This is a genomic window from Eggerthella sp. BIOML-A4 (genome assembly GCF_009875575.1).
In the GTDB taxonomy this organism is placed as follows: Bacteria; Actinomycetota; Coriobacteriia; order Coriobacteriales; family Eggerthellaceae; genus Eggerthella; species Eggerthella lenta.
In genome coordinates this window covers 1-12,793 of sequence record NZ_WWRX01000026.1, presented here as the reverse complement: position 1 = coordinate 12,793, position 12,793 = coordinate 1, and the positions used below count along the sequence as shown (strand labels likewise).

Below are 12,793 nucleotides of genomic sequence, written 5' to 3'. Positions count from 1 at the left end.
GGACCTTGCCGACGCTGCGGGCGGCTGTGGCACCCGATCTCGCGGCGAAGCCGAGGACTCGCGTACCGAAGTATCCCCTGAGGGGACTTTCTTGCAGGACGCGCTTCGCCCTCGCCTTCCCCACGATCTCGGATACCACAGCCGCCCTCGCTGACATTATTGGACCGGTGAGTCTATGAATCTGGCATTATCAACATGCGATCTCTGCCCCCGCTCGTGCAGGGTCGATCGGGCGGCGGGGGAGCGCGGGGCTTGCGGGGCCGACGGGCGCCTCGTGGTGGCGCGTGCGGCGCTGCATTTCTGGGAGGAGCCTCCCATCAGCGGGTCGCGCGGCAGCGGCACGGTGTTCTTCGCGCACTGCCCGCTGCGCTGTGTCTACTGCCAGAACGCGGTGATCGCCGCGGGCGAGGCGGGCGCGGAGGTGAGCGTCGAGCGCCTGGGCGAGATGTGCCTGGAGCTGCAGGAGCAGGGCGCGCTCAACGTCAACTTCGTCACGCCGACGCATTACGCTCCCGAGGCGCGCGCGGCCGTCGCCTGGGCGCGCGAGCGAGGGCTGGCGCTTCCCGTCGTATGGAACACGTCCGGGTACGAGACGGTCGCCGCCGTGCGGGCGAACGCGGGCACGGTCGACGCGTACCTCACGGATTTCAAATACGCCGACGTCGAGCTGGCGCGGCGCTACTCGCATGCGCCCGATTACCCCGAGGTCGCCCTGGCGGCGCTCGAGGCCATGGTGGAGGAGGCGGGCGAGCCGAAGTTCGACGAGGTGGACGGCGAGCTGCGCTTGACCGGCGGCGTCGTGGTGCGCCACCTCATGCTGCCGGGCGCGCTCGAGGACTCGAAGCGGGTCGTGCGCCTTGTGCGCCAGCGCTTCGGCGACGCGGTGCTGCTGTCGCTGATGAACCAGTACACGCCCGTGCTGGCGGACGCCGCGAAGGCGGGCGACGCGCGAGCCGCGGCGACGCTCGACCGCTGCCCCGAGCTTGCCGAGCGCGTCTCCGACGACGAGTACGAGCTTCTGCTCGACTACGCCGACGAGCTGGGCGTCGAGGACTACTTCTGGCAGCAGGGCGGAGCCGCCGAGGACAGCTTCATCCCCGCGTTCGACCTGTCCGGCGTGTGGGAGCCCGATCGCGCGTAAGGCGGGCTCTACCCTCCCTCCCTCCCTCCCTCCCTCCCTCCCTCCCTCGGCCGTCCTTGGGCGCATTCCTCCGCTCCGAATGGCGAAAAGAGGTTGAATTCGGAAGTATCGAAGAGGGCTGCGCGTGCGGAGGCGAGCTTGCTTTGGCATCGCCGCAGGTCGTGGAAGCGGCTGGATTCCAACGAGGCGCACCGGGCGGGTTCGATGAGCCTCGTCCTTCCGAATTCGATGCTTTTTCGCCATTCGGAGCGCGGGGGGATGCATGGGCTGACGTTGCCGGGACGCCGCCCCTGCCGTATCTTGCCTGGGCTTGTCTGCTTTGCGCAGCAGAGCGATGGTTGGAACAAATGTTTCACGTGAAACAATCTGGTGAAGACCTGCGGCTGGAAACGGCATTTCGAAAGACCCGCCTTCGGGTATGCGGGAGCGGTTGATGGATTCATCGCGGTTGTCCCGACGGGGAAACGGGTCGGCGCCGCGTTGGCATCTTGACCGTCGACGCGAATTCGGGGTTCGCGCGCGAGGACGGCCTGCCTGCGGTTTGCCGTTGGCGGAAAGAGGGGGGCGGCCGCTTCGCCGGCGCGCTTCCGAAGTCCCCATCCCGAAGGGCTTCGGATCCGCATCGAATCGCGCGGTGACGTGGAGGGCGGCCGCTTCGCAGGGACGCGCGGACGCTAGCGCGGGGAGATTTCCTTTCCGGGGAGGTCTTCCTGCATCTCGGTGATGTTCTTCCAGAAGCGCTTGGGCATGAACTGGCGGCGCAGCTCGGGGTTGTAGCGGGCCTCGACGGCCACGGTGTCGTAGAAGCGCTTCCAGGCCTGCTGCATGAGGCGTTCCTCGGACGCGCGGTCGGGTAGGTCGACGTTCTCCGTCTGGACGAGGTACCAGTCGCGCCCTTCGTAGACGCCGGCAATGTTGTGCGCCTCGTCGAAGATGATGAAGGGCTGCGTGTTGAAGCGCCCGCTGAACCAGTCCATGAGCAGCGGGATGACCGAGGCTGCGGGGTTGCAGCGCGCGAACCACACGCCGTTCTCCAGATGCTCGAAGCGGAGGAACTGCAGCATACGATGCCGCTCGTTCATGACGGAGCGGGCGAGGCGGTGGAGCGGCTCGACGGCAGGGTGGGCGAGGTCGCCCAGCACGCTGCGGCGGGCCTTGCCCGTGCAGGCGAACTTCCCGCACGCGCCGCCGCATGATCCGCGGCGCTTGCAGCCGGAGCAATCGTGCGGCCTGTTCTGCGCCATGGCGTAGCGGATGAAGCGGTACACGATGGTGCCGGCGTCCGGGTGGTCGCTGAGCGAGGCGTGCTTGACGGCATCGTAGGCGGCGTCTCCGCACGCCCTCCTGATGCCGCGCCGAACGCGCACGGCATGCTCCTCGTTCGTCTCGATGACGCGCACGGTTTGGCCGAGCCGCGGCTGCAGGACGTCGGCGCGGGCGATGTCCTGCGGGTCCTCGCGGCGCGCGTACGCCTCGAACACGGCGGACAGCAGGCCCTCGAGCGAGCCGTCGTGGCAGTAGGCGACCTCGGCCAGGGGTTCTTCGGGGAAGAGGGGCTGGTTCTCGGCGGGCTTTCGGCTCATGCGCACACGGCTTCCGGCGTTTCGAGGGCTCGCTGCCAACCGTACGTCCCGTCGGCGCTCGCGGCGCGGCCGGACGACGACGCCGCGTTCGAGGAGCGCTCCGCATCGCTGCAAGACGCCGCTGCGGTCGCATCGCCGCTTTCCAGCGCGCGTGCGCCCGACCCGCCCGCGATGCGGGCCTTCTCGGGCGTCTCGACGCTCTCGAACAGGCTCATCTGACCCGGTGTGGTCTTGTCGGCGCGCCGCCCGTGGTTGCCGCCCTTGATGGGCGCGGCAAGCTGCGCGCGCAGCCCTTCGCGCGAGAAGTCGACGCCGCGCCCCGAGTAGCTGCCGCTGCACGTGATGAAGAAGCGGGCGCGCTTGTACGCGATGCCCAGCTTGCGCAGCTCGGGCTCGCGCAGGCAGGTGGTGCGCCGCGCGCGCACGATGAGGTTCGCTCCGCGCACGCCGATGCCGGGCACGCGCAGCAGCGCCTCGAGCGGAGCGGTGTTCACCTCCACGGGGAAGAAGTCCAGGTGGTTGATGGCCCAGTTCGCCTTCGGGTCGAGGTCGGGATCGAGGAAGGGGTTGTCCTCGTCGATGATCTCGGTGACGTCGAAGCGGTAGAAGCGCAGCAGCCAGTCGGCCTGGTACAGCCGATGCTCGCGGTTGAGCTGGACGGCGTCGGTGCCGGGCAGGCGCTTGTCGTCGTTCACCGGCGTGTAGGCGCTGAAGAACACGCGCTTGAGCGACAGCGTGCGGTAGAGCGCGGCCGACAGGTTGAGGATCTGGAAGTCGCTTTCGGGCGAGGCTCCTACGATCATCTGCGTGGACTGCCCGGCCGGCACGAAGGCGCGCTCCTTCTTCTTGGGGCGGATCTGCCTCATGTAGGTGGTCTGCTTGCGCACGAGCGCGCGCGTGTCCTTGTCCACGGCGATGTTGTCGCGGATCTGGCGCATGGGCGCGATGATGCGCTGTTTGTCCTTCTGGGGCGCGAGCAGCTGCAGGCTCTTCTGGGAGGGCAGCTCCATGTTCACGCTCATGCGGTCGGCCAAGTGCCCCAGCTGCTGCACGAGCTCGGGCGAGGTGCCGGGCACCGCTTTCGCGTGGATGTAGCCGCGGAAGCCGTGCTCCTCGCGCAGGATGGACAGCGTCTGTATCATGAGCTCGGTGGTGTAGTCGGGGTTGCGGATGACGCCTGAGCTGAGGAACAGGCCCTCGATGTAGTTGCGGCGGTAGAACGCGATGGTGAGGTCGGCCAGCTCGCGCGGCTTGAACGCGGCGCGCGGCACCTCGTTCGACGCGCGGTTCACGCAGTAGGCGCAATCGTACACGCAGACGTTGGTCATGAGCACCTTGAGCAGCGTGATGCAGCGCCCGTCGGCCGCGAAGCTGTGGCAGCAGCCGGCGGCCAGCGTGTTGCCGAGCTTGCCCTTCTGGGCGTCGCGGTCGATGCCCGAAGACGTGCAGGCAACGTCGTACTTAGCAGCGTCGGCGAGAATCTCGAGCTTGGCAACCAGATCCATTCGTCCATCCGTTCGTCAGATCAAATGTTCGCGGGAATGTTTGTTCGTATATGGTACGCATACGAGTGTTCGAAGTCAAGGGTAGGGAAGAGGAGTCGAACCCGGATTCTTCCGCTCCTTGCGGCATGCGGCGGCTGTGCTGGTTTTCGGAGCTGCTGGAGCGGCATCTCGCATGGAGCGTGCGGATCGGTTTTAGTTGTCCGAGGGCGCTTCATGCTTTCCGACGAACCTGCACGCCGTGCATTCTCGCGTTTTCCCCTGTCTCTCGACGGCTCGGAGGATTCGCTTCGCGACGAGCAAGGGTATACTGATGCTTGCATGATATAGAAACGAGTGCGAAGGAGCGGGCGATGGTGGCGGTGCTGTGCGTGGGTTTGGGCGGCTTCATCGGATCGGTAGGGCGCTATCTGCTGGGTCTCGTGCCGGTCGAGGGCGACTTCCCGCTCATGACGTTCGCCGTCAACTTTGCGGGCGCCGTGCTCATCGGGGCGGTGTTCGAGGCCGCCACGGAGGGCTCCGGCTTGCCTGACAACGCCGTGTTGTTCCTCAAAACCGGCGTGTGCGGCGGCTTCACCACGTTTTCCGCGTTCTCGCTGGAGACCCTCGCCTTGCTCGAACGCGGCAAGTACGCGACGGGCGCGCTGTACGCATGCGGAAGCGTGCTCGCTTGCCTTGCCGGCGTCGTGATAGGGCGGCTGGCCGTGCGCGGCGTGCGCGCCGCCCTGACCGGCTCGGCCGCGGCGTAGGGGGGGCGGGCGCCGCCCACGGCGCGCACCCCTACGTCCTTCGATTTCGCGCTCGCCGAGCGGGTCGCGCTATTTCGCGCGGGTCGCGTTGCCCGGATCGATGGACATGCTCTGGAAGCGGTTCTCCATGTACTGGTTGTCGAAGTGCTCGGCGAAGAAGTGCGCCACGGCTGTCTCGGGAGGTTTTCCAGCCTCGCGCTGGTACCAGCAGTCGAGGGACAGCAGCGTCATGGCTCCGTCGACGATCATGAGCGCGGCGCACACCGTGGTGACCGCGTAGCGCCAGTTCCACGGGATAAGGTTCACCAGCTTCAACATCCAGGGAAGAAGCAGCTTGATCCACACCACGCCCAAGACGCCCCACATGGCCATGAACATGCCGTTCGTGCGCCCGTCGATGGACAGGAACGTGCCGGAGTAGTCCCACGCCACGATGCCGAAGGCGAACTGCATGAACCAGCTGGTCAGATACTCGAACGCCCCGCCGATGACGGCGCTCACCAGGAAGATGAGCACGACGTTCTTGTCGTGGAATCGGTTCAGGGCAACCGTCATCAGCACCGCGCCGAAACCGTAGATGGGCGAGAACGGGCCGAACAGCAAACCCGCGCGATCCTGGTAGTGCCCTGGATTCACGACGAGGAAGTGGTATGCCGTCTCGATCATGAGTCCCAGCACGCAGCACACGACGAAGATCCAGAACAGGTTGAAGAAGTTGAGCGCGATGAAGCCCTTGCCGGTCTCGTCGCGGCCGAGCGTGCCCTCCTCGGCCGCCTCGCGCGTTTCCATATCGCGCAGTTTGCGGCGCAGCTCGCGCTCTTCGGCTAGCGACGGGTCCACGTAGCTCGACAGCGCGACGAGCACGACCAGCACCACGCCGTAGGGGATGAGATCGGGCGTGAGGCCGCTCAGCATCATGTCGCAGAGGATCACGAGGATGAGGATGACGATCATGACCTCGGCGATCTGGGCCGTGCGGCGTCGTTTGTCTCGCAGCAGTCGGATGCCCAGGATGACGAACATGGCGGACAAAACCGTCATGAGCACCGCGTCGGAGACGAAGATGACGAGGGCGGCGGCGGACAGCTCCTCGACGATGGCGCCCTGCTGCAGGGCCATCACCATGCCGACGATGAGCAGCGCGAGCACCGGCACGAGCGCTGCGCCGCTGACTATGCACAGGATGCCGAACACCTTGAGCGGAAGGGGGATCTTGCTATTGGACGCAGGCGCGCCTTCGTCGAGGTCGAGTCCGTTCTCGACGCGGTCGTGCTTACCCATGGCGATGTTCTCCTCGAATGCGTTTCTATCTGTCGCGTCAAAGTATAGCCGAAGAGCGGGCGCCTCGCGCGGCGACTACGACGAGGGGCGCGGCTCGTCGGGGGCGACCTCCTCTACGAACCAACGCGGGCCCTCGTAGAACAGGTACTTCTCGCGGCCGTTCACGGACACGAGGTAGCGGATGCCCGTGCCGCCCACGCGCTGAGAAGCGCGTCGAATGGCCTCGTGCACGCGGTCGATGGCGAAGATGCGGCCGTCGCGCCAGACGATCTCGAGCGGCGTGAGCCGTCCGTCTACGTCGATGCGCGCCGTCACCTCCACATATGTTTTCCGAAAAGCCATGACCGCAGGAAACCACGCCGAAGCGCGGCGCGCCAGGGGCCGCTCCGAGCTGTAGCGCAAGGGATGGCGACGCGTAAGCGAGCGAGGGCGCCAACGCGCCGCAGGAGCGGGAAGGGGCGCTCGACGCGCCCCTTCCCGCTCCCTCTTCTTTTTCGATGCGTTCGATCCTCTACTCGATGTCGTTCAATTCCTTGCCGGCGTACTCGTGCGCCGTGAACAGCAGGATGATGCCCGCCACAAGGCAGATGCCCATCATATAGTACGCGGGCATGAGGCCGTTGCCCGTGGCGTCGATGAGCGCGGTGGCCACCATCGAGGCCGTGCCGCCGAACACCACGTAGGCGATGTTCGACCCCAGCGCGGCGCCGGTGTAACGCACTTCCGTGGGGAACATCTCCGCCTGGTAGCAGGCGATGTTCGCGTCGTTGAACGAGAGCGTCACGCACATGATGAGCTCCGCTGCGATGACGATGGGCAGCTGAGCCGTCTCCAGCATCATGAAGGCGGGGATGCTGAGCAGGATGAACGCCACGCACGAGCCCAGCAGCATTTTCTTACGTCCTACGATGTCGGATATCTTTCCGGCGCCGAAGATGATGAAGATGTACGTGACCAGCGCGATGTCGGTGGCAAGCTGGGCCGCCGAGGCTTCCATCGCCGTGTAGCTGGTCAGATACGTGGGCAGGTAGGTGAGCACGAGGTAGAAGCCGACCGAGTTCACCATGGTCGCCGCGATGCTGGTCGCAAGGCGCTTCTTGTACTTCTTGAACACGAGGCGGGTAGGCCGCGGGGCCTCTTTGGCCGGATCGGCCGTCGAGGTCATCTGCTGGTAGGTGGGGGAATCCTCGAGCTTCGTGCGGATGTAGTGCGCCACGAGCCCCAGGGGTCCGGCCAGCAAGAACGGAATGCGCCATCCCCATGAGATCACGTCGGCTTCGGGCAGCAGCGCCTTGATGATGAGCGCTGCGGTGGAGCCCGCCAACAGACCCGCCGCGGTGGATGCCGGCACGAGCGAGCAGTACTTCCCGCGATGGTTCGCCGGCGCGTACTCGGCCAGGAACACCGCTGCTCCCGAGTACTCGCCTGCAGCCGAGAATCCCTGCACGCTGCGCAGGCACAGCAGCAGGATGGGGGACAGCAGGCCGATCGTCTCGTACGACGGCAGGCAGCCGATGAGGAACGCCGCGCCCGTCATCATGAAGATGGACAGCGACAACGACCATTTGCGCCCCTTCTTGTCGCCCATGCTGCCCCAGAACGCCGCCCCTAACGGCCGGAACACGAACGACAACGCGAACACCGCGAACGCGAGCAGCGTGGAGTTCACCGCCGACTCGGGGAAGAACACGATGCCGATGGTGATGGCGAAATACGTGTAGGTGGCGTAGTCGAACCATTCGATGAAGTTGCCCAAAAACGAAGAGATCGCCACCTTGAACGGCACTTTCGGTTGTGCCTCCGTTACTGCTGCCGCGCTCATCGCGACACCTCCTTCATCGATTCGTCGAGGCCGGCTCCGTCGGGGACGTCGACCTCCTCATGCCTCGTGAGCCATGCCTTCTCGGCTTCGCGCGCCTCCCTCTCCTCGTGCCACTGACGCAGCTGCCGGGCCGCAAGCGAGTCTTCGGGAAACGGCTCGGCCAGGCCGCGTTCCACCAGCTGCTCGTCGTGCTTGACCCATTTGAAGAACTGGACCCCCATGAGGATCACGATGACGCTGAACGGGATGCCGCCGGCGATGGTGGCGAATTGGATGGTGCTGAGGAAGTCCTGTCCGGCCGTCACCATGAACAGCACGGCGAGCGCCGTGATGCACAGCGCCAGCAGCGCCTTGAAGCCGCGGCTCTGGCGCGCGGCGGGAGACACGAAGTTCGACAGCGCCATGACGCCGGAGTCCACCGAGGTCACGATATAGCCGCCGATGAGGATGGTTGCCAGCACGGTCAGCACGCCGCCGATCAGAGGTACGCTGTCGATGGTGAGGAACAGCCCCATCGAGGAGTCGGCGTTGGTCTGTGCCACGATGCCGGGGTCGGACATGGCGGCCCACACGCCGGTGCCGCCCACCACGCACGTCCATACGATGCATACGGCCGCGGGCACGAACACCACGCCGCCTACGAACTCGCGCAGCGTGCGCCCGCGGGAGATGGTGGACACGAAGCCCGCCGTGAACGTGGCGAACGCGAAGCACCAGCAGAAGATGAAGAACGACCAGAACGCCTGCCAGGAATCACCGTACGAGGCGATGCCCGCGCCCAGGTTCACGGCTTCGGTGAACCCGCTCATCAGCATGAACTGGTCGATGAACACGCTGAGCGACTCGGGCAGCACGCCCAGGATGTACAGCGTGGGGCCGAAAATGAACACGGCAGCGACGAACACGATGGACATGACGGCGTTCGCGTTCGAGATCTTCTTGATGCCCCTCACCACGCCGAACCACACCGACATCGTTGCGATGGAGCCGAACAGGATGACGAACGCCACCTGCAGGGCTTGCCCCGTCTGGATGTTGAAGATCTGTTGAATACCGCTGTTGAACTGGTACGATGCAAGTCCGAGCGACGTGGTCAGCCCAAAGATGGTGGCGATGACCACGAGGATCTCCACCACGATGCCGACGGGCCGCTTCGCGCGGGCGGGGAACAGATCCTCCACCGTGCCGCGGAACGTGGTGTCCTTGTGCATGTTGTAGCGGGCGTAAGCCATGAAAAGCGAGACGATGGCGTAGATGGCCCACGCCGGGATGGCCCAGTGGAAGTACGTCCATGCAAGCGCCGTGTCTCCGGCGAACAGGGGGTCGGGGGCGTTGAACGGGGTGCCCCCGTACATCATGATAGGCTCGGCCACCGCCCAGAACACCAGGCCCACGCCCTGCCCGGTGGCGAACAGCATCGCGAACCAGGAGAAGTACGAGAACGCGGGCTTGGCGTCCTTGCCGCCCAGGCGGATCGAACCGAGCTTCGTCACCGCTACGAATATGCATACGGCGAAGCACAAAAACGCGCACAGCACGATCCACCAGCTGCAGTACTGGGTGACGAACGTGCGCAGCACGCCAACCGCGTTGATGAACGTGTCGGCGCTGACCAGCGCGATGCCTAGCACGACGGCGACGATGGCCACCGACGCGGCTCGGATGACATGGTCGTGCCTGACCGTGCGTCCGAGCCGTGCGGCCTGGGCTTCCTTCGGCTCCGGATCCACTTCGCCCGACTCGTTCTCCACCTCCATGGGGTGGACGTGCTTGCGCGCGTCGTCGTCCGAGCTCTTAGACCTCATGGTAGTCACCCTCGCCCGAGAACTCGTGTTTCACGGCTTCCACCATGTGCTTCACGGCGACGTTGCGCAGGATCGCCCCCTTCTCGCGCGAGGATTCCACGGGCGAGGACAGGCAGCCCGACGGCGGCGTGTAGCCGGGTACGATGGGCAGCACGTCGTAGTTCGGCAGCTCGGCCGGCAGCCCCTCGTACAGCGGGTCGTCGGTCTTGCCCAGGTCGACGAGGTCGGGGTGGAACAGCAGCATGAGCGACGTCTCCATGACGCCGGCGTGCTCCAGATCCCAGCCGGTGAAGCCGTCGGGATACAGGGCCTCGATGGTCTCGTCGTCGACGAAGTCCCAGTACGACAAGAGTTGGATCTTCACGTCGCGGATGCCGTTCTCGCGCGCTTTCTCCAGCGCCAGCTCGGCGCCTTCGAAGATGAACTGGTAGTTCTCGTAATGACCGTTCATCAGCACGATCTTGCGCGCACCATGTAGGATGAGGCCGAACACCACGTCCTTCGCCAGCGCGATGAGCGTCGTTCCCGACAGCGACGTGGTGCCCGAGAGGTGGAAGCCGCCGCCCGAGCGCTGCTGGGAACGGTAGCCGTAGTTGATGGGCGCGGCCACGACGGCTTCCATTGCGCCGTCCGTGTCGGCGACGAGCGCCTCGGCGGTGGCGCCGGCCATCGCCTTGGTCAGCGCGGCGTCCACGCACATGGCCATGTGGGAGCCGTGCTGCTCCAGCGCGCCGACGGGGATGAACACCACGGCATCCTTCGCCAGCTTCTCGCGGTAGGTGAACGCGTCCATTTCCTCCATGTACACAGTGGGTTTCATAGCTTGTCCCTCCTCGAATCGGAAGGAGCCCGCCATGCGCGGCGGGCTCCGATGTCGTCAGCGCTTGGATCAGTAGTCTTCCAGCAGGTCGACTTGGGCCTTGCTGGCGCGCAAGATGAAGTTGCGCTTGGCTTGGGCACCGCCCTGCGCCAGCTTGCGCAGGATGAAGCGCTTGAGGCGCGGGTAGTCGCTCATGCCGTACCAGGCGAACGCGGTGCCGCCCGTGTAGGCCTCCACGATGCTGTGGACCGGCAGGCTCGCGTCGCGCTTGGCGTCGAGGGCCAGGTACTCCTGGATCTCGGCCGCGCACACGTCGCGGATGACCTCGGCGCTGATCTCGAGGTCGCGCGCCAGCTGCCTGAGCTGGTAGGCCACCTCCGCGTCGTCGGCGTGCGGGAAGTACGTCACGTCGTAGGTCACCGCGGACAGCCCGGACGCCTTGGCGAAGCCCAGCAGGCCGTCAAGCGACATCATCTGGACGTGGTCCTCCGTGCGCTCGGCGATGTCGAGCTCGGCGGCGAAACCCTGCACGCCGCTCTTCTGGAACACCTCGCTCAGCTGGTCTTCGTTCAGCGGAGCCTCGAACTCGACCTCGGTGGCGATGTGGGTCATGTTGCTCGTGATCTTCATAGGTGCACGTTCCTTTCCTAGCGGTCGGCTCGGCTAGCTGAGAGCTTCCCGCTCTTGCTCTTGGTCGAGCCGCGCTTCAAGGTTCTCGCGGATCTCCTCTTCCTTCTCGATCTTCTCGCCCTGCTTGCTTGCAGCTGCAGTGGAGAAGAAGATCTGGGCGACGCCACCGCAGACGATGAGCGCGCCGCCGATGATCTGGAAGGTGGTCATGGTCTCGCCGAACATGACCAGGCCCAGAAGCGACGCCATGATGGTCTCCTGGTAGGAGATGGCGGCCAGCTCGCCGGCCTTAAGGCGTTTCGTGGCATGGGTGAGCAGGTAGAACGCGCCGAAGCCGGTGATGAGCGCTGCGGCGATGAGCACGACCCAGGACGAGCCGGGCATCGTGAACATGTTCCACGCGTGGGTGATGATCTGGCCCGAGGCGTCGAACTGCGTCACGCCGTTGACCTTCTCGGTGTAGGACAGCGGCTGCAGGAAGAAGTGGTGCCAGACGAGCAGCACGACGATGGACAGCGAGCCGAACAGGAAGTTCCACCAGGAGCGGACGTTGGAGTCGCAGTCCTCGCGGTAGCGCGAGAAGAACAGGTACAGGCCGTAGGCCACGCCGGAAGCGAAGGCGATGGCGTTGCCGAAGGTGTACTTCGGATCGAGGTCGAGGGTCAGACCCTCGGGCGTGACGATGCCGACGATGAACAGCATGCCGACGACCACGGCGGCGATGCACAGGACGCCCTTGATGTTGAGCTTTTCCTTCAGGAAGATCGCTGCCAGGATGGTTGAGTAGATGGGGCCGGTGTAGATGAGGAACGATGCGTTCGCCAGCGTGGTGTACTGCGTAGACAGGCAGTACAGGCCAGAGAGCAGGCCCAAGAACACGCCGGAGAGCAGCATCATGCCGGAGAAACGGGTTTCCTTGATCTTCTTCCAGCTTCCGCCGACGAAGCAGAAGATGAGGGAGAGGGCGATCAAGCCTGCGAAGTTGCGCCAGAACGACACGAAGTCGCCGGGTGCGTCGATGAAGCGGGTGAAGGCTCCGATACCGCCCATCAGCGACGATGATGCGAACATCATGATGAAGCCGATAAGCTTGTACTTTGCTTGTTGGTTCATGTATCCCTCCTTGGAGCGGAGTCGTGTCGACCGGGTCCTTGACGGGGACGCCTTGCCCGTTTGCGGGCGAAAGGGTAGGGGTACGACGAGGCACGCGGACGCTGCGGCGCCGCTTTCGACATGAATGTGATGATACGGGAGCAAATCGGCCGGCCTCTGGGAGACGCTTCGTGCAAGGAACGCCGTCGCATTGCACGAGACGGGATCCTCGGAGGCCGGAACTTCGGGATGAACCGGGGCTCGCTGCAAGGGAAGCGAGCCCCGGTATGGGCTACGCGACTAGTCGTTCCACATCTCCGGGCGAACCAGGGTCGGGTCGGCGACGCGGTTCGGGAAGTAGTCGAGGC

11 protein-coding genes are annotated in these 12,793 nt (G+C 65.3%); 2 read left to right on the top strand and 9 right to left on the bottom strand.

The features are described 5' to 3' along the window. Window positions 1–175 precede the first annotated feature (175 nt). Window positions 176–1,141, top strand: coding sequence for a radical SAM protein (locus tag GT613_RS15030; RefSeq protein WP_114552388.1), 966 nt, complete (start codon window positions 176–178; stop codon window positions 1,139–1,141). Window positions 1,142–1,815: 674 nt separating this feature from the next. Here the strand turns inward: GT613_RS15030 and GT613_RS15025 are convergent. After that, on the bottom strand, window positions 1,816–2,724 hold the full coding sequence (locus GT613_RS15025) for a TIGR03915 family putative DNA repair protein (protein ID WP_015760419.1): 909 nt from the start codon (window positions 2,722–2,724) through the stop codon (window positions 1,816–1,818). Beyond that, entirely contained in the window at window positions 2,721–4,229 is a 1,509-nt protein-coding gene (locus GT613_RS15020; RefSeq protein ID WP_015760420.1) for a putative DNA modification/repair radical SAM protein, read from the bottom strand. The genes GT613_RS15025 and GT613_RS15020 overlap by 4 nt, the downstream gene beginning before the upstream one ends. Window positions 4,230–4,579: 350 nt before the next feature. Here GT613_RS15020 and crcB point away from each other — a divergent pair, with 350 nt between their 5' ends. Then, entirely contained in the window at window positions 4,580–4,975 is a 396-nt protein-coding gene (gene crcB / locus GT613_RS15015) for a fluoride efflux transporter CrcB (RefSeq protein ID WP_015760421.1), read from the top strand. Window positions 4,976–5,044: 69 nt separating this feature from the next. Here the strand turns inward: crcB and GT613_RS15010 are convergent, their stop codons facing one another. The 7 genes from GT613_RS15010 to GT613_RS14980 form a co-directional block, all read right to left on the bottom strand. Then, on the bottom strand, window positions 5,045–6,256 hold the full coding sequence (locus tag GT613_RS15010; RefSeq protein WP_086414702.1) for a putative ABC transporter permease: 1,212 nt from the start codon (window positions 6,254–6,256) through the stop codon (window positions 5,045–5,047). Window positions 6,257–6,331: 75 nt separating this feature from the next. Further along, window positions 6,332–6,598 carry a hypothetical protein gene (locus GT613_RS15005; protein WP_015760423.1) on the bottom strand — a complete coding sequence of 89 codons (267 nt, stop codon included), beginning with the start codon at window positions 6,596–6,598 and terminating at the stop codon, window positions 6,332–6,334. A 169-nt stretch (window positions 6,599–6,767) separates the two neighbouring features. After that, complete coding sequence (locus GT613_RS15000; RefSeq protein ID WP_009304708.1) at window positions 6,768–8,078, bottom strand: MFS transporter; 1,311 nt, start codon at window positions 8,076–8,078, stop codon at window positions 6,768–6,770. After that, entirely contained in the window at window positions 8,075–9,883 is a 1,809-nt protein-coding gene (locus tag GT613_RS14995; RefSeq protein WP_009608245.1) for a BCCT family transporter, read from the bottom strand. The genes GT613_RS15000 and GT613_RS14995 overlap by 4 nt, the downstream gene beginning before the upstream one ends. Beyond that, entirely contained in the window at window positions 9,873–10,703 is an 831-nt protein-coding gene (locus tag GT613_RS14990; RefSeq protein WP_009304706.1) for a creatininase, read from the bottom strand. Before GT613_RS14990 ends, GT613_RS14995 begins: the two co-directional genes overlap by 11 nt. A gap of 69 nt (window positions 10,704–10,772) precedes the next feature. Next, window positions 10,773–11,333, bottom strand: coding sequence for a hypothetical protein (locus tag GT613_RS14985; RefSeq protein WP_161171144.1), 561 nt, complete (start codon window positions 11,331–11,333; stop codon window positions 10,773–10,775). Between the two features lie 33 nt (window positions 11,334–11,366). Further along, a complete protein-coding gene (locus tag GT613_RS14980) occupies window positions 11,367–12,446 on the bottom strand; it encodes a DMT family transporter (protein WP_161172718.1) in 1,080 nt (359 codons plus the stop codon). Between the last annotated feature and the right edge of the window lie 347 nt (window positions 12,447–12,793).

Bases quoted from the DNA above. Each gene is read 5' to 3' on its own strand.
- GT613_RS15020 (WP_015760420.1), bottom strand. From the start codon at position 4,229: ATGGATCTGGTTGCCAAGCTCGAGATTCTCGCCGACGCTGCTAAGTAC.
- GT613_RS15025 (WP_015760419.1), bottom strand. From the start codon at position 2,724: ATGAGCCGAAAGCCCGCCGAGAACCAGCCCCTCTTCCCCGAAGAACCC.
- GT613_RS15000 (WP_009304708.1), bottom strand. From the start codon at position 8,078: ATGAGCGCGGCAGCAGTAACGGAGGCACAACCGAAAGTGCCGTTCAAG.
- GT613_RS14995 (WP_009608245.1), bottom strand. From the start codon at position 9,883: ATGAGGTCTAAGAGCTCGGACGACGACGCGCGCAAGCACGTCCACCCC.
- GT613_RS14980 (WP_161172718.1), bottom strand. From the start codon at position 12,446: ATGAACCAACAAGCAAAGTACAAGCTTATCGGCTTCATCATGATGTTC.
- GT613_RS15005 (WP_015760423.1), bottom strand. From the start codon at position 6,598: ATGGCTTTTCGGAAAACATATGTGGAGGTGACGGCGCGCATCGACGTA.
- crcB (WP_015760421.1), top strand. From the start codon at position 4,580: ATGGTGGCGGTGCTGTGCGTGGGTTTGGGCGGCTTCATCGGATCGGTA.
- GT613_RS14985 (WP_161171144.1), bottom strand. From the start codon at position 11,333: ATGAAGATCACGAGCAACATGACCCACATCGCCACCGAGGTCGAGTTC.
- GT613_RS14990 (WP_009304706.1), bottom strand. From the start codon at position 10,703: ATGAAACCCACTGTGTACATGGAGGAAATGGACGCGTTCACCTACCGC.
- GT613_RS15030 (WP_114552388.1), top strand. From the start codon at position 176: ATGAATCTGGCATTATCAACATGCGATCTCTGCCCCCGCTCGTGCAGG.
- GT613_RS15010 (WP_086414702.1), bottom strand. From the start codon at position 6,256: ATGGGTAAGCACGACCGCGTCGAGAACGGACTCGACCTCGACGAAGGC.